The sequence below is a fragment of the Peptoclostridium litorale DSM 5388 genome (genome assembly GCF_900141635.1).
Classification (GTDB): Bacteria; Bacillota; Clostridia; order Peptostreptococcales; family Peptostreptococcaceae; genus Peptoclostridium; species Peptoclostridium litorale.
In genome coordinates, this window is record NZ_FSRH01000003.1 from 39,011 (window position 1) to 62,357 (window position 23,347).

The following is a 23,347-nucleotide window of genomic DNA, read 5'->3' on the forward strand; positions in this document are numbered from 1 at the left end:
TTAAAATGCTATAATAGAGGCTGTATATTATTATGTATACAGTATAAATATATAAGGAGACTGACAGCATGAACAAAAGATATTACATAGTTATGGGATTTGCTCTTTTTTCTACATTCTTTGGAGCAGGAAACCTCATATTTCCAATTTACCTTGGAAGACAGGCGGCACAGGGCTGGCTTATGTGCATGGCCGGATTCTTACTTACAGGAGTTGGGATACCAATACTGGGAGTCATAGCTTCGGCTAAGGCTGGAAAATCAGTGGAAGACCTTACGAGGCATGTGGGAAGGAATTTTGGAAAGTACCTTGGAACGGTTATAATGCTTATAATAGGGCCTATTTTTGCAGTTCCAAGGACAGGGGCGACGGTTTACGAAATGGCAGTGCTTCCGGCATTTCCTCAGGCGAGCAAGCTGATTGTGCTTGGGGCATATTTCATAGTGACATTTCTGATAATTGTGAACAAGGGAAAGGTTATGGACAAGATAGGAAAGGTGCTTACACCGGTGCTATTGACTGTCATATTTGTGATAATAGCAAAGGGAGTATTCATGCTGGGCGGAGAATTCACTCCGATATTTTCAGCGCAGCAGTTTTCAATTGGATTCAAAGAAGGGTACCAGACCATGGACGCGCTCGGGTCAATTCTCATGGGCGGATTTGCAATAGGAATGCTAATGGACAAGGGAATATTAGACAGGGACGAGCAGTTTAAAATATCGGCAAAAGCTGGAATTGTAGCTGCGATTGGACTGTCGTTAGTGTACGGAGGGCTCATATTTGTAGGGGCTAACCTTACAGGCGTGCAGGAGGCTTCGAGGACGGACCTTTTTGTAATGGCAGTTGACAGAATACTTGGACAAAAGGGAAAAATTATTATGAGTCTTACGGTAATGCTTGCATGTCTCACCACTTCTGCAGGGCTCACAGCAATGGCTGGAGACTTTTTTTCAAACATTTCAAACGGCAGGCTACCTTACAAGTGGGTTGTGGCAGTGTGTGCAGTTGTGAGCTTTGCGCTATCCAATCTTGGAGTTGATGCAATAGTTGGGCTTGCAGTTCCCATACTACTTGTAGTATATCCTGTGGTTATATCAATAGTCATTATGAGTGTGTTTGACAATATTATTCCAAACAAAAGGGCTTACAGGGCGGCAATGGCTGTAGTAATGCCGATAGGAACAGCACAGGCTCTTTCGAGTGTTGGAATCGAGTTTTTAGATGCTTCATCAGTTCTTGCACATCTGCCCCTTTCTGAATTTGGGCTTGAATGGTTTCTGCCGTGCACGGCTGTAGTCTTGATTTTCTCGCTTGTCAGGGATAAAGAAAGTTTAAGGCTGCGCTGATAAGCGCAGCCCAATATAATAGTTACATATGCAGCCTTGAGAGAATTACTTACTCTCGGGGCTGTTTTGTTTTATTTTTGTGAACTCTTCTTCGGAAGGCGTTACGTATATTGTCTTGTTTGTCTCGTATATGACCATTCCAGGTTTTGAACCGCTTGGTTTTTTGACGTTCTTTCGCTCGGTATAGTCCACTGGCACTTTTGAAGACATCTTGGCCTTGCTGAAATATGCCGCCAAGGTTGCAGCCTCAATTACTGCCTGCTCGCTTGCATCGCCCCCGTTTGTCTTTATTATTACGTGTGAGCCCGGAATATTTTTTGTGTGAAGCCAAATGTCCGAAGGAGATGCTATTTTAAGAGTAAGCCTGTCGTTTTGCTTGTTGTTCTTGCCTACAAGAATCTCATATCCGTCAGAAGAGAAGAATGTAAGCGGTTCTGACTCTTTGGATGCAGAAGGCTTTGAAGGTTTTGAAGCCTTTTTCTTCTTTTCTCTGTCTTTGACAATACCTTCGGCTATAAGTTCGCTTCTTATCTCTTCTATTTCACTAATGCTTTCGCAGTTTTCTATGCTGTAGAGCACATTTTCGAGATAGTCAGCCTCCGCCTTTGTCATGTCCATTTGCTCTGAAAGCATTAATGATGCATTTTTTAGTTTGTTGTACTTTTTGAAGTATTTTTGAGCGTTTTCAGAAGGGGTGAGGTTTTTGTTTAGTTTTACAGTGACCTCTTCACCTTTTTCATCGTAAAAGTTTTGAAGTGAAATCTCTTCCATACCCTTTTGTATCATATATATATATGATGTTATAAGTTCGCCGCAGAGCTTGAATTCCGGTGCACTTTGAGCTTCCAAAAGCTCTTCACTTTGTTTTTGAAGCTTGTTGTATAGCCTGTCTAGCTTGTTGGATATGTTTTTTCTAAGGTTTATTGTCTTTTGCTTTATCCTCTCTTTAATATCCCTTTGGGTATAGTATTTTTCAAGTATGAAGCTAGGGCTAGGACTTTCTATATATGAATAAGAGGAATACATAGTAAGCCTTATGCAGCTGAATGCTATCAGGGAATCCGTAGCTCTGTCTATCGATATGCAGGGGCTGAATATATTGTTTTTAAGCTGTCCGAAAACCCTTGTGAATGAATTGTATATGTTTTCGAGCTCAAAGTCTTCAAGGGCGCAGGCCGGCAAAACCTCGTCAACAGATGCCCTGTACAGTATCTCTCTTGAAATAAGAGGGCTTATCCCCTTGAAAGACTGGTATACCGCCTTGAATATAGGAGAGCTGGAGCTTCTTATGATTTCTGAAAACTTTGGAAGAGATATGTCCTCCATTGGGTTTAGCTTGTCCTGAGGGGGAGGAGAGATATATTCGTTCCCGGGAAGCACCTGCCTGTAGCTGCTTATGCTAAGAGGAACCCTTTTTATGGAGTCGACTATTTTGTTTTCGAGTGCGTCGACAAGTATTATATTGCTGTGCTTACCCATTATTTCTATTATGAGGTTCATATTCTTTTTGTTCTTGAGCTCGTCGTAAACCTCGATTGTTATGTTTAGTATTCTTTCGAAATCAGGCTGGGTAACTTCGACTATGCGTCCACCTGTAAGATTTTTTCGAAGAAGCATGCAAAATGTAGGCGGGACTCCCGGATTTTCCTTTGGAGGCTCGCTGGTTATATAAGCCCTTGGATTTGAAGAACTTGCGCTTAAAAGAAGTTTTATGGAAGCTTTTTGCTTTCTTATGTGAATAAGTATTTCATCCTTTTCGGGCTGGTATATCTTGTCTATTTTTGTACCCGCAAGAGCATTTGAGAGCTCGTCTGCAAGTGAATATATGAATACTCCATCTAATGCCATTATAATCCTCCAAGATTGATTTTTTATTATAAATCATAATATAGTTGAACAGCATGCAATTGAAGCAGCAAAAAAATTGGATTATAGAAACTGGTAGTCCCCAATCTACAAAGCAATTCATGCAGTAACTATGGTCAAGTATGATTTTACCATTAAGCAGGAGTCTTGTCGACTCGGGCAGGAATAAAGCCGAACTGATTTATGCCATACACATGCCTTTTGCTAAAGCTCGATATTATTCCGAAGCTATATGCTTAAAAACACACATATTTACTTATATATCTTATTTTCACGAAGACTCTCATATGCCGTGGTTTTACATAGACTTTCTTCATATTTATATATAAAGGATTGAATACAGACTGAAAACGTGTTAAGATTTTTTATAGAGATAGGATTGCTTCGGTTTGGTTTGTTTTATTTGACAGCCATTCTGCCGAAAGGCATCCTCTTTTTTTATATGTTTTTGTGAGTTTGAATTCTTTCCATATAACTTGGAAGAGTTAAAGCGCAAAACTCCAATATATTTGTGAATTTTGCTTTGAACTATTAAATTATATTATGTATAATATATCAGTATGGGAGGATTTGCCGTGGTTAAATTTGCAAAGCTTCATGGAGCAGGAAACGACTTTGTAGCAATCGATGGCGTAGAAGATGAGACTTGGGATTATTCGGAGCTTGCCGAAAAGGCATGTCACAGAAGATTTGGGGTAGGGGCAGACGGACTGCTTGTTGTAAAGCCGTCAGAAAAGGCGGAGTGCTTCATGCTCTACTACAATGCGGATGGAAGCAGGGCTAACATGTGCGGAAACGGCCTTAGGTGCTTTGTAAAGTTTGTGCGTGACAGCGGCATAGTGAAGACTGACAGATTCCAAGTTGAAACATTTGCCGGAGTGTTTGATGTGGAGGCCAGCACGGAGGGCGGGAAAGTCAAAAGCGTAAAGGTTAAAATGGGAGGTGCTGTACTTGCCCCTGAGATGATACCGGTTGACTATGAAGGGGACAGGTTCATACAGCAGAAAATAGCTGTTTCGGGCAGAACTGTCGAGGTGTCGTCTATACTTGTGGGGGTTCCGCACACCATGGTATTTGTAGATGATATTGACATGGAAGAGGTATTGACGCTTGGACCCGAAATTGAAAAGCATCCCGTTTTTCCTGAAGGAACGAATGTCAACTTTGTAAAAGCTGTTGACAGGGAGAATCTCGTAGTGTATACATGGGAGAGGGGCTGCGGACATACTCTTGCATGTGGAACGGGCATATGCGCATCTGCATACGTTTCAAACCTTATAGGCATTTGTGGCGAAAGTGTATCTGTAGAATCACCTGGGGGCAGGATTTATATAGAAATAAAGGACGGAATCATATATATGGATGGTCCGGCTGTGAAAATTTGCGAAGGCATACTGGAGGTGTAAGATATGGCCATAAGCATGACTGGTTTTGGAAGAGGCGAGTACAAGGATGAGAACTACCACTTCACGGTGGAGTGCAAGACTATAAACCATAGATATCTTGACATAAACATAAGAATGCCAAGAAAGATATCTTTTTTTGAAGAAAAGATAAGAAACCATGTGAAAAGATTCATCAAAAGAGGAAGAGTGGACATATATGTTGGGATGCAGCTTGTCGGAGAAAGCGCAGTAAGCTTGAGTCTCGATTCGAATCTTGCAAAAGAGTATTTTGATATTTTAAACAGGATAGAAGATATTACAGGAGCGAAAAACGACATCACGGTTTCAAACATAGCCAAGTTCACTGATGTGATAAGAGTCGAGGAAAAAGGCGAGGACGAAGATGTCATATGGAAAAGTCTTCAGCCTGCGCTAGACGAGTCCATGGACACTGTCTCTGAAATGAGAGCTGTGGAAGGTGAAAAACTTGCACAGGACATTGATATGAGATGCGACCTCATGAAAAAGTACATAGCACAGGTGGAGAAGCTCTCGCACACTGTCACTTTGGAATACAAGGAAAAGCTTTCGGCAAGGGTTAAGGAAATGCTTGAAGGCACAGCTGTCATTGATGAAAACAGGCTGAGCCAGGAAGTAGCTTTCTTTGCTGACAGAAGCAGCATAACTGAAGAAGTCGTAAGGTTTAATAGCCATATAAGCCAGCTTAAGGGCACTATAAAGTCAAACGAGTCAATAGGAAGAAAAATAGACTTTTTGATACAGGAGATGAACAGAGAGGCCAACACAATAGGCTCCAAGTCGTCAAATATAGATATAACCCAAACGGTTGTAGAAGTGAAAAGCGAACTTGAAAAAATAAGAGAACAGATTCAAAATATAGAGTAGGAGGCTGGACATGGCTATAAAACTTGTAAACATAGGTTTTGGAAACATAGTATCGGCTAACAGAATAGTTTCCATAGTAAGCCCTGAGTCGGCGCCTATAAAAAGGATAATACAGGAGACAAGAAAAAAGGGGACTCTCATAGATGCTACGTACGGGCGTAGGACAAGGGCTGTTATATTCACAGACAGCGAGTACGTAATACTTTCTGCAGTACAGCCTGAAACTGTGGCTCACAGGCTTGAAGACAAGGAAGATCACCACAATGAAGACAGAAAGGAAGAAACACATGAATAAAAAAGGCATTCTGATAGTCATATGCGGACCTTCAGGTGTGGGAAAAGGCACAATATGCAAGAAGTTTTTGACAAAGAACACTGACATAAAACTTTCAATATCTGCAACCACAAGAAGTCCAAGGGCGGGAGAAGAGCATGGAGTCAGCTACTATTTCCTTGATGCTCAGAAATTCGAGGACATGATAGAAAAAGACGAATTCCTTGAATATGCAAGAGTTTATGACAACGGCTACGGTACGCCTAAAAAGGCCGTTTTCGAAAACCTTGAAAAGGGTGAAGATGTACTTTTGGAAATAGACATACAAGGTGCCATGCAGGTCAAGGAAAAATATCCTGACGGGGTGTTCATATTCATACTGCCGCCTTCGCTTGAAGAGCTGAAAAATAGAATAGTCAAGAGAGGATCTGAAACTGAAGAATCATTTAAAAAGAGATTCGGAAGTGCATTTTCAGAGATAAGCAAGATAGAAAATTTTGACTACTATCTTGTAAACAATGACCTGGACAAAGCAGTAGGACAGCTTGAGAGCATAATAATGGCTGAAAAAAACAGAGTTTCAAGATATAAAGATTGCATACTTAAAAAATTCGAGGAGGAACTATAAATGCTATATCCATCAATAAACGATTTGCTTGACATAATGGAAAACAGGTATTATCTTGTGATAGCCGTTTCGAAGAGGGCTAGACAGATAATAGACGAACAAAGAGAAGGCACAATGGATTCGGACGACAAGCCTGTAAACATAGCTACAAACGAAGTTGCGGCTCATAAGATAGTAGTTGAAAAGCCTGAACTTGAAATGGGAGAGCTGCAGGATCAGCTGTAAGGCGGCATATAACTAGTCGGTATGCGTCGTATATTTGTAAAAAAACACCTAAAAGAAAACAGGGAGAAGTGATGAAATGCTTTCAGGCAAGAACATAGTAATCGGAGTGACCGGAGGGATAGCCGCATACAAGGCATGCGACGTTGTAAGCAGGCTTAAAAAACTCGGGGCAGGCGTTGATGTAATAATGACAGGCTCCGCGGCAGAATTTGTATCGCCGCTTACATTCCAAAGCCTAAGCCAAAATCCTGTGACGACTGATATGTTTGAAAAGCCTTTGAACTGGGACATAAAGCACATATCGCTGGCCCAAAAGGCTGACATGTTTTTAATAGCACCGGCAACTGCCAATATAATAGGCAAGATTGCAAACGGAATCGCGGACGACATGCTCTCCACAACTATAATGGCTGCAAAATGCCCTGTCATTATAGCACCAGCAATGAATACGGGCATGTACGAGAATGCAGTTGTGCAAAAAAATATAAAGAGCTTAAAAGCGCTGGGCTATCAATTCATAGAGCCTGAATCGGGAAGACTTGCATGCGGAGACGAAGGCAAGGGAAAACTCGCTTCTCCGCAAAGCATAGTAGATAGAATTGCACATCATTTTATGGCGGGGGAAGAGCTAAGAGGAAAGAATATTCTAGTGACTGCAGGCCCGACAATAGAGTCCATAGATCCCGTAAGATATATAACAAACAGGTCTACAGGTAAAATGGGGTATGCAATAGCCGCTGCCGCTGCCAAAAGAGGAGCAAATGTCACGCTGATATCGGGAAAGACCCATATTGATCCGCCAAGTGGCATTTCGAAGTTTATAAGCGTGGAATCAACCCTCGATATGCAAAAGGCTGTCATGGAGAACTTTGATGAAAGCGACGCCATAATAAAGTCTGCGGCTGTTGCTGACTACAGGCCAAAAGATGTGGCCAGTGAGAAGATAAAAAAGAGTGAGGGCGGCCTTACAATAGAGCTTGAGCGAAATCCCGACATACTCAAAGAGCTTGGAGAGATAAAAGGCTCAAAAGTGCTTGTGGGATTTGCAGCCGAGACCAACGATTTGATCCAAAATGCAAATGAAAAGATAAAAAAGAAGAATCTTGATTTTATAGTTGCAAATGACCTGACAAAAGAAGGAGCCGGATTTGCCGTTGATACAAATATAGTCAGCATAATAGACAGAAGCGGCGAAATCACAAAATTTCCTAAAATGAGCAAGGACGAACTTGCAAATGTTATAATAGACAAAGTGACACTGCTATTACAAAAATAGGCATCTTATGGGTGCTTATTTTTGTTATGTACGGGCTTTGCGTGCAAAGGAGATTTTTATGAAAAGTTTAGTTGAAGTAGTAGTCAGTAACAATTCCTACAATACCGACAGGCTGTTTACTTATGAGGTTGGAGACGATCAGAAGGAAAGCATAAGGCTGGGACAAAGGGTGCTTGTGCCGTTTGGAAGGGGCAACAAGCCGGTGCAGGCCTATGTGTTTAAAATTCTAGGTCAAAAGGATACGGACTTCAAAGTCAAAAAAATCATTGAAATTGCAGACTACGATCCGATTCTCACGAAAAAGCAGCTTGATATGGTAGAGTGGATGAGAGAAAATTATATATGCACTTATATGGACTGCATAAATGCGATATGTCCAAAAGGTATAGGGCTTGAAAACTATAAGGTTGCAGTACTTAAAAATACGCCGAAAGATCCGCTTTCTGAAAAGGAAGAGATTATAGTAGGAGAAATCCAAAAGTCCGGCTCGGCTTCTATTGAAAAGCTGACAGGTAAATTTGGGAGTGCAAAAAAAATTATTTCAGCGCTTGAAAAAAAGGACGTCATAGAGATTGTATGGGAGTACAAAAAGCTTGAAAATAAAAAATATGTGGAGACTGTAAGGCTGTGCATCGACTATGAGGACATAGACATCAATATAGAACGGCTCAAAAAGCAAAGGGCGCACAAGCAGGCAGAGGCTGTCGAGTTTTTAAGGTATAACGACGAATGCATAAAAAGCGACCTTAAGCAGATCACCGGAGCATCCCAGGCCACTATAAAATCGCTTTTGCAAAAAGGAATAGTGGAGATTCAAAAAGAGGAATACTACAGGGAGCCTGACCAGCAGGATATTGAGGAATCTGACATAGCGCTTAACGATGAGCAAAAGGCAGCCGTGAGACATATTGGAAAAGGGTTTTCGGAAGGATTTTCAAAGCCCATAGTACTTCACGGGGTTACTGGAAGCGGAAAGACCCAGGTGTATATAGAGGCGATTGAAAAGGCCGTATCGCTTGGAAAAGAGTGCATAATGCTTGTGCCTGAGATTGCGCTTACGCCCCAGACTGTCTCGAGATTCAAGGCGAGATTTGGAGAAGGCATAGCCGTAATTCACAGCGGACTTTCAGCAGGCGAAAAATACGACCAGTGGAGAAAAATGAAAAAGGGACATGCAAATGTGTGCATAGGCGCGCGTTCGGCCATATTTTCGCCATTTGAAAACATAGGAATTATCATAATAGATGAATTTCATGAAAGCTCATACAAGTCGGAAATGTCTCCTAAATATGATACAATAGAACTGTCGAAAATCATGTGTAACATGCATGGTGCAGGCCTTGTGCTGGGCTCTGCCACACCTTCTGTAAAAGAGTATTACATGTGTAAAACTGGAGAATATGATATAATAAGGTTAGAAAAGAGAGCAAACAATAAACTGCCTCCGAAAATAGAGCTTATAGACATGAAGAGGGAAATCGACAGCGGAAACAGAGGCATTTTCAGTAGAAGGTTTCTAAAGCTTTTGGGTGATGCTCTTGAGCGGAAAGAGCAGGCAATGATATTTCTAAACAGAAGGGGATATTCTAATTTTGTGTATTGTGCAGAATGTGGATTTGTATTAAAGTGTAAAAGGTGTGACATATCCATGACATACCACAAGGACATAGGAGGCGTTAAATGCCACTACTGCGGACACAAAGAGAAGATGCCGCAGGCATGTCCCGAGTGCGGTGAAAATGCGCTTGAAACCGGAGGAATGGGAACGCAAAGGGTAGTTGATGAGATAAAAAATATGTATCCTCAAAGCCATATTCTGAGAATGGACAGGGACACGACATCTAGAAAAGGCGCACATTCCCATATAATTCAAAAATTCAGGCGAAAAGAGGCAGACATACTGATAGGGACACAGATGATAAGCAAGGGACATGATTTTCCGGATGTCACGTTCGTAGGTGTGGTGTCTGCAGATGCTACACTTAACTATCCAGACTACAAGAGCTCCGAAAAGACATTCCAGCTTATAACCCAGGTTTCAGGCAGGGCTGGAAGGGCGAGTCTTCCAGGTGTGGTGGCGCTTCAGGCTCACGACACAACCCACTATTCAATACAGCATGCAAAGGACTATGACTACGAGGGCTTTTACGATAAGGAAATACGCCTGAGAAAGACATTTGGATATGAGCCTTTTGGAAACATTCTGAGCATAGTGGTGTCAGGCAGGAACAAAAGCAGCGTAATGAACAATATATATAAGATACATGAAGGTATGACATATGTGCTTGCAAAAAAAGGATTCGAAGATTTTTCTTTTATAATGGGACCAAGCGAATGCCCTATGGCGTTTATAAATATGAAACACAGATGGCAGATGGTTATTAGGGACAGTGGCATAGATATTGAATTTCTAAAGAAGATAGTTCGATTTGTATGCATCACAAAACGCTCTAAGATAATTGACGAAGATGTAAATGTAAGCATAGACATCAATCCGTCAAGCATAATGTAAAATAGTGATTATTTAAATGAGGAGGAGTATTTAATGGCAACAAGGATAATAAAGACGGACGGAGACCCGGTTTTGAGGAAAAAATCAAGAGTGGTTGAAAAAATAGATGACAGGATATCCCAGCTTCTTGACGACATGAACGAAACAATGGTAGAGGCAGATGGAGTGGGGCTTGCAGCGCCTCAGATTGGGATACTAAAGAGAATAGTCATAATAGATGTAGGGGACGGGCCTATAGAGATGATAAATCCCGAGATAGTGGAATACGATGGAGAGCAGTTTGGAGATGAGGGATGCCTTAGCGTTCCAGGTAAATTCGGAAAGGTAAGAAGACCAAATTGGGTTAGGGTTAAGTTCCAGGGCAGAGATGGAAAGCATGTGGAGCTTGAAGGAACAGAGCTGTTTGCAAGGGCTGTATTCCACGAGCTGGATCATTTGGACGGAGTGCTTTTTACAGACAAGGTTGAAGGTGAAATCGAAGAATAAAAACTACTAGGGAAGTGATGATATTGAAAGCTGTATTCATGGGAACACCAGATTTTGCAGTGCCGTGCCTTAAGGCTATGCTGGACGAAGGTATTGAAGTGGCTGCTGTGGTTACGCAGCCCGACAAGCCTAAGGGAAGAGGAAAAAAGCTGGCGATGCCGCCTGTGAAAGAACTTGCAATTGAAAATGGGATACAGGTGTACCAGCCAAAGCGCGTAAAGGACGGCGAATTTGTAGAAATATTAAAGGAAATAAATCCGGACATAATAGTGGTAGTTGCATTCGGACAGATACTTTCAAAGGAGATACTTTCAATACCTAAATATGGATGCATTAATGTGCATGGTTCGCTCCTTCCGAAATACAGGGGAGCTGCGCCTGTAAACTGGGCAATAATCAACGGCGAAAAGAAGACAGGAATCACAACCATGTACATGGACGAAGGCCTTGACACGGGAGATATGATACTAAAAAGTGAAGTGGAAATTGGAGATGACGAAACTGCCGGAGAGCTTTACCACAGGCTTTCAAGCCTGGGAGCGCAAGTTCTAAAGGATACAATAGGGGCAATAAGCAAAGGAAACGCTCCGAGGGAAAAACAGGATGATTCCATTTCGACATATGCACACATGATGGACAAAAAGCTTGGAGCGATAGACTGGAAAAAGCAGCCGCATGAGATAGTAAATCTTGTGAGGGGAACAAATCCTTGGCCTGGCGCATATACAGGATATAATGGAAATACAATGAAAATATGGGAAGTGGCAGAATATGATAGCTGCACAGGAGACAGTGAACCAGGGCGCATAACCAGTGTTTCCGATGACGGCATAGTGGTCTCATGCGCAAACGGGTGCATAATAGTCAAGGAAATTCAAATGCCAAACAAAAAGAGAATGAAGGTTTCCGAGTACCTAAAAGGAAACGAAATAGAAAAAGGCGTATCCCTAGGAGCATAGATATGAAAACTCAATACAAATTCATGAATATTGCAGCTGTGATTGTTACAGGAATAGTTACTTTGGCTCTTCTTGCAAATATGGTGATTTTGGGGAAATATGCACCGGTTACGGGAGCAGTTTTGACCGCATTGAACACAACAGTGATTTTAGCCGTATTTGCGATAATATACATGAGCTTTGTAGTGTATAGGATATGCAGTGGCAGAATGCCAAAGGGAAGGTCTTTGAAAATCAGCCTCATTGTGTTTTCGGTACTTTTTCCACTTGTGACTAGCATAGGAAAGCTGTTAAATGTCAACAAGAACGAAATAAGGAGAATATTTGTACACCTTAACAATTCTTATATATATTCTCAAAAATACAGTTTAAACGGTGAGGATATAATGTTGCTTTCACCTCACTGCATACAAAAGAGTTTTTGCAATTTCAAAGTGACTTATGATGTTTCGAACTGCAAACGATGCGGAAAGTGTAGCATCGACAGGTTCCTCTCTCTCAGGGAAAAATACGGCGTTAAGGTCTTCGTAGCGACTGGGGGAACCCTGGCAAGGAAGATAATAATTGAAAACAGGCCAAAGGCCGTAGTGGCAATAGCATGTGAGAGAGACCTTACAAGCGGTATACAGGAAGTGGTTAAAATACCGGTTCTGGGCGTATACAATGAAAGGCCGAGCGGACCGTGTTTTAACACTGAAGTTAACATTGAAAATGTTGAAAACGCTATAAAATTTTTTATGGGGGTAGATTAAAATGTACGGATATCCTTTTTACGATCCGACATTCATAATAATGATTCCGGCTATAATATTTGCAGTATATGCTCAGGCAAAGGTAAAGTCGACTTTTTTAAAGTACCTGAGGGTTCAGTCTAAAAAGGGCTATACAGGGGCACAGGTTGCACAGTACATGCTCCATTCAAACGGAATAGACGATGTGCAAATAGAAATGGTTGCAGGCATGCTTTCAGACCATTACGACCCTAGGCGAAAACGACTTAGGCTTTCGCAAGATGTGTACATGGGGGCTTCGATAGCATCTATATCTGTTGCGGCTCACGAAGTCGGACATGCCATACAGCATGCCAGGGGATATACTCCGCTGAAAATTAGAAACAGTCTTGTGCCAGTAGCAAATATAGGTTCTTCAATGGCATGGATATTCATAACGCTAGGGTTTATAATAAGCCCTGCGCTTTTAGACATAGGAATAATGCTATTTATTGGTGCTGTGCTTTTTCAGGTAATGACGCTGCCTGTGGAGTTTAATGCAAGCTCAAGGGCCATAAATGAACTTGGAAGCTCGCACATAATATATGCAGATGAAATACCTTACAGCAAAAAGGTCTTAAGTGCCGCGGCGCTGACATATGTGGCTGCAACTGCTTCTGCAGTACTCCAGCTCATAAGGCTTTTGCTCATAAGGAATCAAAGAGACTAGTGTCCTAAGATTATCTTAGGGCTTCTTTTTTGTAGGGGAGGAAAACATTTTGGAAAAGAGCAGGATTGTAGCGCTTGAAACTATAAATGACATAGAAGATAGGGGCATGTATTCAAATATAGCCCTTGGCAAAAGGCTCACAAGGTCGGGACTGTCGGGAAAAGACAGAGGGTTTGTAACGGAGCTTGTATATGGAGTGGTTGAAAACAGATATTTTCTGGAAAATGCAATAAGCCAGTTTTCAAAGATCAGGCTTTCGAAACTATCGCCCGTTGTGCTGAACATACTTAAAATGGGGGTATACCAGATACTCATTCTAGACGGGGTAAAGGACTTTGCAGCCGTAAATGAAAGCGTGGAGCTAGCAAAGAAATTCAAGCCACAAACAGCAGGCTTTGTGAACGCCGTGCTTCGAAATCTCATAAGGTCAAAAGGATCTATTAAAATGCCAAGTGAGAAAAAAAATCCGGCAAAATATCTATCTGTGAAATACTCTTATGAAGAGTGGATTGCAGACGAGTGGATAAAAACATACGGCGTGGAGTTTACAAAAGAGCTCATGATGTCAAACATGGAAAGGCCTTCAATATATATAAGGACTAATACGTTGAAGACTACAAGGGAGCAGCTCCTGCAAATGCTGAGTGAGCAAGGAATAGAATGTGAGGCAGTAGGAATGGCTGCCGAGGCTATAAGGGTCAGAGGAATGAAAAATATAGAATCGAATGAGCTTTTTGCAAAAGGCATGTTTTTTGTACAGGACATAAGCTCCATGCTTGTTGCACATGTTGCAAACCCCAAAAATAATATGCACGTTTTGGATGTTTGCAGTGCCCCGGGCGGGAAGACAACACATATGGCTACTCTCATGGAAAACACTGGATGCGTTGAGGCTAGAGATGTGCATGAACACAAGATTGGCCTTATAAATCAAAATGCGAACAGGCTCGGTCTTAAAAACATAAATGCAAAGATAGGGGATGCAACGAAGCATCAAGACGAGCTTGACGAAAAGTTTGACATAGTGCTTGCAGATGTTCCGTGTTCAGGTTTTGGAATAATAAGCAGAAAGCCGGAGATAAAATACAAGAGCAAGCAGGAGATAGACCAGCTTCCAAGCATCCAGATGGGGATACTGGAGAATGTAAATAGATATGTAAAAAAAGATGGACTACTCATATATAGTACTTGTACAATAGAATATAAGGAAAATATGGGGGTCGTGTCGCAGTTTTTAAAACAAAACAGCGATTATGTGCTGGAGCCCATAAAAGAGGTTTATATAGACATGGAAACCCAAAAGGACGGATATATCCAGACTTATCCTAATATACATGGAATCGATGGGTTTTTTATTGCAAAGCTGAGAAAGGTAAGGTAATAATGGAAAAGGTTGATATAAAGTCATTTACAGAAGAACAGCTCAGGGGATATATTGAAACGATAGGAGAAAAGAGCTTTAGGGGGAGCCAGGTTTTCAAGTGGATTTACAAGGGTATAAAGGATTTTGATGATATGAACAACATACCTGCGCCATTAAGGCAGAAGCTTGCCCAAAATGCATATATAGACAATATACAAATAGACAAAAAGCTCGTTTCGAAAATAGATCAAACGAGAAAATACCTGTTCAGGCTTATGGACGGGAACATAATAGAAAGCGTAATGATGAAATACAAGCACGGGGTCTCGGCGTGCATATCAACACAGGTTGGCTGCAGGATGGGATGCAGCTTTTGCGCATCCACCGTGGACGGTATGGAGAGAAACCTCACGGCATCGGAAATGCTCGACCAGATCATAGGGATACAGGAGGATACTGGAGAGCGGGTTTCAAATGTTGTAATGATGGGAAGCGGGGAACCACTTGATAATTTTGAGGAGACTGTGAAATTTTTAAGGGCCGTGAACGACAAAAATGGACTCAACATAGGTTACAGGCACATAACGCTTTCGACTTGCGGAATAGTGCCAAAGATTTATGATCTGGCTGACATGGAGATTCCCATAAACCTTGCGATATCACTGCATGCAGTAGATGATACCAGCAGGAAAAGGATAATGCCAATAGCAAAGGCATATTCTATAGAAGAGGTGCTCGATGCCTGCAGGTACTATGTAGAGAAGACAAACCGAAGAATCACATTTGAATATGCAATAATTCAAGGTGTAAACGACAGTGAAAAAGAGGCCCTGGCTCTTTCAAAGCTTCTTAAAGGGATTTTGTCACATGTCAACATAATACCTGTCAACAAGATTGACGAAAAAGACTACAAAAGACCTTCAAAGGAAGGAGTGGAGAGGTTTTCGGGGATACTTTCAAAACACGGCATTAATGCCACAGTTAGAAGAGAGATGGGAAGCGATATAAATGGAGCCTGCGGACAGCTTAGGAAGCGAAATATTTCGGGGTGATAATATGAGATATAAAGCAATATCAGATGTAGGGAATGTCAGGAGCATGAATGAAGACTTTTGGGGTGCAGAGATATTAGGCAGTGGAAAAGGGGCAGTAGGCATATTCGCAATAGCGGATGGCATGGGAGGACATAATAAAGGCGAGGTTGCTAGCCGGATTGCAGTTGAAAAAGTCATGCAGCATTTGAAAGGCAGAATTGAGTCTGCCAAAAGGGATATAGATTCCATTGTAGTTGAAAACCTGATTGAATCGTATGAGCGTTCAAACGATATCATAATTAAAGAGGCACAAAGGAGCGAAGAATTTCGCGGCATAGGAACAACGCTTACGATGGCTGTAATTACAGGTGGCAAAATGTACGTTGCAAATGTCGGAGACAGCAGATGCTATCTGTTTAGCGAGGAAAAACTCCATAGAGTTACAAATGACAATTCACTTGTGCAGGAACTCCTATTGAAGGGTCTTATAACCGAGGAAGAGGCGAGAAGGCATCCTCAAAGGAATGTCATAACAAGAGCCGTGGGTCTGGAAGAACCTTTGAAGGTTGACGTGTATGAAAGGGATGTGGTAAAGGGAGACCATGTGCTTCTCACTACGGACGGCCTTACAAACATGATTGCACATGATGAGATGCAAGAAGTTATACTGAATTTTGAAAATATTGACCAAAGCTGCGAAGAGCTTCTAAGCAGGGCGAAGGACAGCGGGGGAGACGACAATATTTCTTTGATTCACATTTTAATATAACCTGGGAGTTGGTGGTACTGTGTTAGGAAAAGTATTAGGGAACAGATACGAAATATTGGAAAAAATAGGCGACGGAGGGATGGCTTTTGTCTACAAGGCAAGGTGCAGGCTTCTCAACAGAATAGTTGCCGTAAAGGTTTTGAGAAGTGAATTTGTTGAAGACGAGGAGTTTCTTGAAAAGTTTAAAAATGAAGCTCAGTCTGCTGCAAGCCTTACTCAGCAAAACATAGTCAACATATATGATGTGGGCCAGGATGAGGAAGTCCACTATATAGTTATGGAATATGTAGAAGGCAAAAGCCTAAGGGACATAATAAAAGGCAGCAAGAGGATAGGCGAGGAGCAGGCAATTGAAATAGCAAGGCAAATAGCATTGGCACTTTCTCAGGCGCACAAAAAGCACATAATACACAGGGACATAAAGCCGCACAATATACTTGTAAAGGAAGACGGAACTGTAAAGGTTGTGGATTTCGGCATAGCAAAAGCCGTTACGAGTTCAACTGTTACAAATATGGGAAGCGTCATAGGGTCTGTCCACTATTTTTCTCCGGAACAAGCAAAGGGAAGATATGTGGATGAAAGGTCTGACCTTTACTCCCTGGGAATAGTGATGTACGAAATGCTTGTCGGAAGGGTGCCGTTTAAGGGAGACAGTCCTGTAAATATAGCGCTTCAACACATCAACGAGGAAGTGACATTTCCAGATTTCATAAAAAATGAAGTTTCAGAGGATGTAAAAAAGCTCATACTAAAGCTAACTCAAAAAAACCAATCGAGAAGGTATTTTACCGCAGATGAGCTTATAAAGGACATGGATCTTATCAAAAAAAATGTGAGCCCTAATTTTATCCAGCCGAGCTATGAGGATTTCAAGACTCAAAAGATTGAAAATCTTGGGGAAGCAATAGAAAAGGCTGAGCAGCAAAGGGAGATAATAATAGAAAGACATTCTGAGGACATGGGAATCACTAGAAGTGAAGATTTTCAAACCGAAAAAGACATGGGAGAACAGGACATGCCGAAAAAATCTGGAAAAGGACATAAAAAGCTCATAATGATGCTTGCTATAGTTTTGGGATTTGTAGCTTCTGTAGGATTCACCGCAGGAGGATTTTACATAAAGGAGATGCTAAAGCCTAAGGAGTACAGTCTGCCAAAGCTGGAAAGTATGAAATTTGAAGATGCAAAGAAAATGCTTGAGGAGAAAAAGATAAAGCTGAGCATAAGAAGGGAAGAAAACAGCAATGAAGTGCTCAAGGATCATATAATAAGCCAGGAGCCACAAGCCGGCACGACTGTAAAGGAAGGCTTTGAAGTAACGGTGGTTGTCAGCAAGGGAGGAAAGCTTTCGCAGGTTCCAAACCTTGAAGGCAAAAAGCTCGGTGATTTGACAGGCATACTCAGCGAGGCGAACTTCGAAGAAGGCGTAGTCACTTTTGAGTTCAACGATAAGCCAGAGGGGACGATACTTTCGCAAAAGCCTAGGGCCCTTTCTAAATTGGAAGAGGGAAGTTCAATAGATGTGGTTGTCAGCAAAGGACAGGAAGTCAAGCTGGTGATAGTACCTCAGCTTGTAGGCGTAAGCTTTGAAGACGCTAAAAAGCTAATGGGCGATTTGAGACTTGGAGATGTGACTTATGATGAAGACAAGTCGCAGCCGGATGGGGTGGTTTTAAAGCAGAGTCTTTCCGCCGGGGAAAAGACCGAGGAAAACAAAAGCATGAACCTTGTTGTAAACAAGCTAAAGAGCCAGGATGAAACTGCAGGTGAAACTCAAAGTTCAGGGGATAGAGCTAAACAGGAAGATCAGGTCAAAAGGAATCTTTCGATAAAGCTTCCAGAAGACAAGGGAAACATACGAGTTGTAGTAAAAGAGACTTATGATTCCCAGACAAAGACTGTATATGATAAAGAAATAAAAGTAAATGAAACAAATGGATTGCTTATTGTCCCTATAAGGGGTAAAAGCGGAACTACAAAAGCATATCAAATAACTATAGACGGCAGCTCTTATTATGATGGAGATGTCAGCTTTTAGGCGAGGAGAGGTTAAATGATAGAAGGAAGGATAACAAAGGGAATAGGAGGTTTTTATTACGTTGAAACAAGCGGCGGCCTTTATGAGTGCAAGGCAAGGGGGATATTCAGAAAGGATAAGATAACTCCTCTTGTGGGAGACATGGTTGAGATTGAGGTTGTTGACGAAAAAGAAAAAAAAGGCGTTATAGAAGCCATACGAGATAGGAAAAACGAGCTTATAAGGCCAAGTATAGCAAATGTGGACATGGCTGTAATAGTATTTGCTGCCAAAAGCCCGGATCCGAACCTTTCTCTCATAGACAGATTCATAGTGCTTGCAGAGAGGGAGTTTCTCGACATAGTAATATGCATAAACAAAATAGATGCAGATGAAGAAAAGGACTACATGAAAATAAAGAGCATATATGAGTCGTGCGGATACAAGGTTGTGCTTACGAGCACCAAAAAAAGGATAGGTATAGAGGAACTCAGGGATCAGATGAGTGGAAACGTTGTAGTTCTTGCAGGCCCTTCAGGGGTTGGGAAGTCAAGCCTGCTTAATACCATAGACCAGAGACTGGAGCTAAAGACCGGCGAAATAAGCGAAAAGCTTGGAAGGGGAAAACACACCACAAGACATGCGGAGCTTATGGACTTTGGGGACGGCACTATGATTGCAGACACTCCGGGATTCAGCTCTCTCAGCCTGAACCACATAGACGAGAAGGAACTCAAGGAATATTTTGTCGAGTTTGAGGACTACACGGACGAGTGCAGGTTCCACAGCGACTGCATACATGAAAACGAGCCAAGCTGTGCAGTCAAAAATGCGGTGGATGACGGGAAACTGTTCAAGGAAAGATACGACAGCTATATACAGCTTTTAAATGAAATAAGGAATAACAACAGGAGGAGTAGAAGATGATAAAACTGGCACCGTCGATACTTTCGGCAAATTTTGCAACACTTTTAGACGATGTAAGAAAGGTTGAAGAGGCAGGATGTGAATTCCTGCACATAGATGTCATGGACGGTCATTTTGTTCCCAATATAACAATAGGACCGCTTGTTGCGAAGGCTCTAAAAAAGGGCGGAGTGGACATGGTATTTGACGTCCACCTTATGATTGAAAACCCTGACAATTACGTAAAGGATTTCGCCGATGCGGGCGCGGACATAATAGTTGTGCACCAGGAGGCCTGCATACACCTTCACAGGACGATACAAAACATAAAGTCATGCGGAGTAAAGGCAGGGGTTGCACTTAACCCTGCGACGCCTGTGGAGACCATAAAGCACATCATAGAAGACATTGACATGGTGCTTATAATGAGTGTCAACCCTGGATTTGGAGGACAGAGCTTCATAGAGGGCGTGCTTCCTAAAATATCGCAGGTGAGAAAAATGGCAGACGAGCTTGGCATTGAGCTGGACATACAGGTTGACGGAGGAATAAAGCCTTCTAATGTCCACCAGGTTGTCAAGGCGGGTGCAAACGTGGTAGTTGCGGGATCTGCCATATTTGGAAGCGAAGACATAAAGGCGACTGTTGAAGAATTCAGAAAAAACAGCATGCTGTAGAAAAAGGTGAACGAGGTGTTAGTTGGAATACTAGTAAACGGGGCAATAGATGATATTGAGTTTTACAAAAAAGAGCTGGACGGGTGCGACTATGTGATAAGCGCCGATGGCGCATCCAATGTCCTTTATAAGATGAAAAAAGTACCAGATGTCATTATAGGGGATATGGACTCCATAGAAGAAGATGCAAAGAGTTTTTTCCTGGAAAAGGGAGTTGAGTTCAAAAGATTCCCTTCCAAAAAAGACTTTACGGACACGGAGCTTTCAATAGACTACGCAAAGGATATAGGTGCAGACGAAGTAGTGCTTTATGCGGCCGTAGGAAGCCGGATAGACCACTCTTTGGGCAATATCAACCTTTTATACTACATGCTTAAAAGAGGCATGCAGGGAAGGCTTGTAAACGAGAAAAACGAAGTCCGTATCACCGATGGAAAACTTGTGATTGAGGGAAGAAAAGGCGATTTGGTATCTGTAATACCTGTAAACGGGGACGCCATAGGAGTCACCCTGACGGGCCTTGAATACCCTCTTACGGACTATACGATAGAATTTGGAAAGACCATAGGCCTTTCAAATGTAATGGTTGGAGAAAGCTGCAGAATAGAAGTGAAAGACGGATGCATATTTGTAATAAAGGCAAGGGATTAAATAATTATATAATTTAAAAACTACATCAATACAATACTTGCCATAAAAAATAACGACTGCTCAGCAGTCGTTATTTTTTATGGGTATACATATGAAACTGAATTTTCATGCTGCCAGCGATATGCAGCCGTCATGCTAAATGGGATAAAGTAAAGATATATAAAAGTGCATAAAAAAAAGAGCCTCACGACTCTTTTTTTGCTAATTATATATTGAAAAAATTTTCAATATCCAATTATCTCCAAATTAGATAGCTCTGTCTACTTTTCCAGAACGTAGACATCTTGTACATACCTTTACTTTCTTTGGAGAACCATTAACCAAAGCCTTTACGCTTCTAAGGTTAGGTAGCCAAGTTCTTTTAGAATGACGATTTGAGTGACTGACCTGATTACCAGAAGTTCTTCCCTTACCGCACATTTCGCATACCTTTGCCACGTAAAAACACCTCCTTTGAGTTTCATAAATTGCACTAAAAACATTACTATATTATCACAATTAGAGGGCTTTTGCAATATAAAATAAATTGTATTGAAGAAATGGCAGGCATACTATAGAATAATATTGTAAAGAAGTTTATTATGGGAGGAATATGCATGTACGGAAAAATAGAAAACCAATATGGGAAGATATACATAGAAAACGATGTAATAGCAAAGATAGCAGGGAAAGCGGCAGTTGAATGCTACGGGATTGTTGGCTTCGCATCAAAATCCATGAAAAACGGAATAGTAGAGCTTTTGAAGTCAGAGAACATGGCAAAGGGAATAAACGTGAATGTCGACGACGAAAGGCTTGAGATGGAGTTGTTTGTTATAATAGAGTACGGAACGAAAATATCAGAGGTGGCGCACAATATAATGGATAGAGTGAAATATTCAGTTGAAAAAAATACAGGACTCAAGGTCTCTAAGATAGACATAAAGGTCCAAGGAATAAGAGTGAGTAAGTAGGAGGTCTCAAAAGTTGAAACACGAATTTGTAGAAGCTAAAATGCTTATAAAAATGTTTATATCCGGTGCTAACAACCTTGAAAACCATAAAGATGTTGTGGACAGGCTCAACGTATTTCCAGTACCCGATGGTGATACTGGAACCAATATGTCGCTTACAATGAATTCGGCGGTGGAAAAACTCCATGGATTGAAAGAAGAGAGCATATCAAATGTAGGCAAGACGGTTTCAAAAGGATCTCTAATGGGAGCAAGGGGCAATTCAGGAGTAATACTGTCACAGCTTCTAAGGGGATTTGCATCTGCGATTGAGGAGAAAAAGACGCTTGACGTGTATGACTTCGCACAGGCAATGAGCAAGGCTGCACATATGGCTTACAAGGCTGTAATAAAGCCTATAGAAGGCACAATACTAACAGTGGCCAGGGAAGCCGGAGAATACGCGCTGGAACTTGTGAAAGAGGAAATATCAATAGAGGATTTCTTCAATAAGTTTGTGGGAAGGGCAAATGAGTCGCTTGAAAACACTCCAAACCTTCTTGATGCGCTTAGAGAGGCAAATGTTGTGGATTCGGGAGGCAAGGGACTTGTACTAATATACGAGGGAATGTACAATGCGCTTGTTGGAAGCCCTGTCCAAAGAAGTGGAGGTAGGCCGTTAGAGCCGGCGGAAGAGCTGCAGCTGGAAAAAACCGGCGCTGTTGACATAAAGTATGCATACTGCACTGAATTCATATTGAAATCAAAGAGCATAGTATGCGATGAAATGCGAATGCTTATGGCAGATATGGGTGACAGCATGGTGGCGGCGTCTGACGATGATCTCATAAAGATGCATATACACACAAACGAGCCTGGAACAGTGCTGCAGATGGCTCTTGAGCATGGAGAACTTGTGAAGATCAAAATAGAAAACATGAGGGTACAACATGAAAACAACATAGTTGAAAAAGAATCAGGCAAGCCTGCTGAGACAGAAAAGAAGAAGTATTCGGTAGTGGCGGTAGCTTCAGGAGAGGGAATGGCTTCTATACTTGGAGACCTTGGAGTGGACTCCATAATAGAAGGGGGCCAGACCATGAATCCGAGTACAAGCGATTTTCTGCAGGCCATAAATGGAGCCAGCGCTGAAAACGTAATAGTGTTCCCGAACAATAAGAATATAATAATGGCTGCAAACCAGGCAAAAGAGATGTCTGACGAAAATGTCATAGTCATACCTACAAAGAATATGCCGCAGGCTTTTGCCGCCATGGTTGCATTTAACCCTGACGAGTATGCTCTTGAAAATGAAAAGAACATGTCTGAGGCCATAGAACATGTGAAGGTAGGACAAGTCACATTTTCTGTGAGGGATACTTCGCTAAATGGCAAGGACATCAAAAAGGGCGACATCATAGGGATAGTCCAGGGCGAAATAGATATATGCGCTGATGAAGTCAAGGCCGGGGCTGTAGAAACGGCAAAGAGCATGATTGACGAGGATACTGAAATAGTGAGCGTATTCTACGGTGAGGATGTGTCTGAAGAAGATGCAAACAAACTCATAGAGGATCTTGAAAAAGAATATGAAGACGTTGAATTTGAGATATACTATGGAGGCCAGCCTGTATACTACTATATAATCTCGGCTGAATAAAAGGCAGACCTTACAATAAAGGAGGATGA

Annotated in this window: 23 protein-coding genes; 21 read left to right on the forward strand and 2 right to left on the reverse strand. The window is 41.7% G+C overall.

Annotation, left to right across the window (positions count from 1 at the left end; translation table 11 throughout):
• Positions 1 to 68: 68 nt before the first annotated feature.
• Positions 69 to 1,349, forward strand: coding sequence for a branched-chain amino acid transport system II carrier protein (brnQ, locus tag BUQ87_RS03415; RefSeq protein WP_038267780.1), 1,281 nt, complete (start codon positions 69 to 71; stop codon positions 1,347 to 1,349).
• Positions 1,350 to 1,394: 45 nt separating this feature from the next.
• Here brnQ and BUQ87_RS03420 read toward each other — a convergent pair whose 3' ends face one another.
• Positions 1,395 to 3,197 (reverse strand): Rqc2 family fibronectin-binding protein, encoded by a 1,803-nt coding sequence (locus BUQ87_RS03420; RefSeq protein WP_038267783.1) that lies wholly within the window; start codon positions 3,195 to 3,197, stop codon positions 1,395 to 1,397.
• 593 nt (positions 3,198 to 3,790) lie between these two features.
• On the opposite strand from BUQ87_RS03420, the gene dapF reads away from it, so the two are divergent.
• From dapF to BUQ87_RS03510, 18 genes are all read left to right on the forward strand, one after another.
• Entirely contained in the window at positions 3,791 to 4,621 is an 831-nt protein-coding gene (dapF, locus tag BUQ87_RS03425) for a diaminopimelate epimerase (RefSeq protein WP_330391218.1), read from the forward strand.
• A 3-nt stretch (positions 4,622 to 4,624) separates the two neighbouring features.
• Positions 4,625 to 5,506: a YicC/YloC family endoribonuclease gene (locus BUQ87_RS03430; RefSeq protein WP_038267788.1), complete on the forward strand. Its 882-nt coding sequence runs from the start codon at positions 4,625 to 4,627 to the stop codon at positions 5,504 to 5,506.
• Positions 5,507 to 5,516: 10 nt separating this feature from the next.
• Positions 5,517 to 5,801, forward strand: coding sequence for an extracellular matrix/biofilm regulator RemA (remA, locus tag BUQ87_RS03435; protein ID WP_038267791.1), 285 nt, complete (start codon positions 5,517 to 5,519; stop codon positions 5,799 to 5,801).
• Positions 5,794 to 6,408, forward strand: coding sequence for a guanylate kinase (gene gmk / locus BUQ87_RS03440; protein WP_038267793.1), 615 nt, complete (start codon positions 5,794 to 5,796; stop codon positions 6,406 to 6,408). The genes remA and gmk overlap by 8 nt, the downstream gene beginning before the upstream one ends.
• Complete coding sequence (gene rpoZ, locus BUQ87_RS03445; protein ID WP_038267796.1) at positions 6,409 to 6,633, forward strand: DNA-directed RNA polymerase subunit omega; 225 nt, start codon at positions 6,409 to 6,411, stop codon at positions 6,631 to 6,633.
• Between the two features lie 76 nt (positions 6,634 to 6,709).
• On the forward strand, positions 6,710 to 7,909 hold the full coding sequence (gene coaBC / locus BUQ87_RS03450) for a bifunctional phosphopantothenoylcysteine decarboxylase/phosphopantothenate--cysteine ligase CoaBC (RefSeq protein WP_038267799.1): 1,200 nt from the start codon (positions 6,710 to 6,712) through the stop codon (positions 7,907 to 7,909).
• Between the two features lie 58 nt (positions 7,910 to 7,967).
• Positions 7,968 to 10,421: a primosomal protein N' gene (gene priA / locus BUQ87_RS03455; RefSeq protein WP_038267802.1), complete on the forward strand. Its 2,454-nt coding sequence runs from the start codon at positions 7,968 to 7,970 to the stop codon at positions 10,419 to 10,421.
• Positions 10,422 to 10,454: 33 nt separating this feature from the next.
• The gene (def, locus tag BUQ87_RS03460; protein WP_038267807.1) at positions 10,455 to 10,907 is read left to right on the forward strand and encodes a peptide deformylase; all 453 of its coding nucleotides are present in this window, start codon (positions 10,455 to 10,457) and stop codon (positions 10,905 to 10,907) included.
• A gap of 23 nt (positions 10,908 to 10,930) precedes the next feature.
• On the forward strand, positions 10,931 to 11,866 hold the full coding sequence (gene fmt / locus BUQ87_RS03465; RefSeq protein WP_143182390.1) for a methionyl-tRNA formyltransferase: 936 nt from the start codon (positions 10,931 to 10,933) through the stop codon (positions 11,864 to 11,866).
• Positions 11,867 to 11,868: 2 nt separating this feature from the next.
• Positions 11,869 to 12,618: a DUF116 domain-containing protein gene (locus tag BUQ87_RS03470; protein WP_038267809.1), complete on the forward strand. Its 750-nt coding sequence runs from the start codon at positions 11,869 to 11,871 to the stop codon at positions 12,616 to 12,618.
• 1 nt (position 12,619) lies between these two features.
• Positions 12,620 to 13,306 (forward strand): zinc metallopeptidase, encoded by a 687-nt coding sequence (locus BUQ87_RS03475; RefSeq protein ID WP_038267811.1) that lies wholly within the window; start codon positions 12,620 to 12,622, stop codon positions 13,304 to 13,306.
• Between the two features lie 49 nt (positions 13,307 to 13,355).
• Positions 13,356 to 14,687 (forward strand): 16S rRNA (cytosine(967)-C(5))-methyltransferase RsmB, encoded by a 1,332-nt coding sequence (rsmB, locus tag BUQ87_RS03480; protein WP_038267814.1) that lies wholly within the window; start codon positions 13,356 to 13,358, stop codon positions 14,685 to 14,687.
• A 2-nt stretch (positions 14,688 to 14,689) separates the two neighbouring features.
• Positions 14,690 to 15,721 carry a dual-specificity RNA methyltransferase RlmN gene (rlmN, locus tag BUQ87_RS03485; RefSeq protein ID WP_038267816.1) on the forward strand — a complete coding sequence of 344 codons (1,032 nt, stop codon included), beginning with the start codon at positions 14,690 to 14,692 and terminating at the stop codon, positions 15,719 to 15,721.
• A gap of 4 nt (positions 15,722 to 15,725) precedes the next feature.
• Positions 15,726 to 16,472: a Stp1/IreP family PP2C-type Ser/Thr phosphatase gene (locus BUQ87_RS03490; protein ID WP_038268353.1), complete on the forward strand. Its 747-nt coding sequence runs from the start codon at positions 15,726 to 15,728 to the stop codon at positions 16,470 to 16,472.
• A gap of 19 nt (positions 16,473 to 16,491) precedes the next feature.
• The gene (pknB, locus tag BUQ87_RS03495; protein WP_038267819.1) at positions 16,492 to 18,513 is read left to right on the forward strand and encodes a Stk1 family PASTA domain-containing Ser/Thr kinase; all 2,022 of its coding nucleotides are present in this window, start codon (positions 16,492 to 16,494) and stop codon (positions 18,511 to 18,513) included.
• 15 nt (positions 18,514 to 18,528) lie between these two features.
• The gene (rsgA, locus tag BUQ87_RS03500; RefSeq protein WP_038267822.1) at positions 18,529 to 19,419 is read left to right on the forward strand and encodes a ribosome small subunit-dependent GTPase A; all 891 of its coding nucleotides are present in this window, start codon (positions 18,529 to 18,531) and stop codon (positions 19,417 to 19,419) included.
• Positions 19,416 to 20,075 (forward strand): ribulose-phosphate 3-epimerase, encoded by a 660-nt coding sequence (gene rpe, locus BUQ87_RS03505; protein ID WP_038267824.1) that lies wholly within the window; start codon positions 19,416 to 19,418, stop codon positions 20,073 to 20,075. The genes rsgA and rpe overlap by 4 nt, the downstream gene beginning before the upstream one ends.
• 6 nt (positions 20,076 to 20,081) lie before the next feature.
• Positions 20,082 to 20,726 carry a thiamine diphosphokinase gene (locus BUQ87_RS03510; RefSeq protein ID WP_052636399.1) on the forward strand — a complete coding sequence of 215 codons (645 nt, stop codon included), beginning with the start codon at positions 20,082 to 20,084 and terminating at the stop codon, positions 20,724 to 20,726.
• Positions 20,727 to 20,972: 246 nt separating this feature from the next.
• Here the strand turns inward: BUQ87_RS03510 and rpmB are convergent, their stop codons facing one another.
• Complete coding sequence (gene rpmB / locus BUQ87_RS03515) at positions 20,973 to 21,164, reverse strand: 50S ribosomal protein L28 (protein ID WP_074210028.1); 192 nt, start codon at positions 21,162 to 21,164, stop codon at positions 20,973 to 20,975.
• Between the two features lie 158 nt (positions 21,165 to 21,322).
• On the opposite strand from rpmB, the gene BUQ87_RS03520 reads away from it, so the two are divergent.
• A complete protein-coding gene (locus tag BUQ87_RS03520; RefSeq protein WP_038267827.1) occupies positions 21,323 to 21,679 on the forward strand; it encodes an Asp23/Gls24 family envelope stress response protein in 357 nt (118 codons plus the stop codon).
• 13 nt (positions 21,680 to 21,692) lie between these two features.
• Positions 21,693 to 23,318, forward strand: coding sequence for a DAK2 domain-containing protein (locus BUQ87_RS03525; RefSeq protein ID WP_330391222.1), 1,626 nt, complete (start codon positions 21,693 to 21,695; stop codon positions 23,316 to 23,318).
• The last annotated feature ends 29 nt before the right edge of the window (positions 23,319 to 23,347 follow it).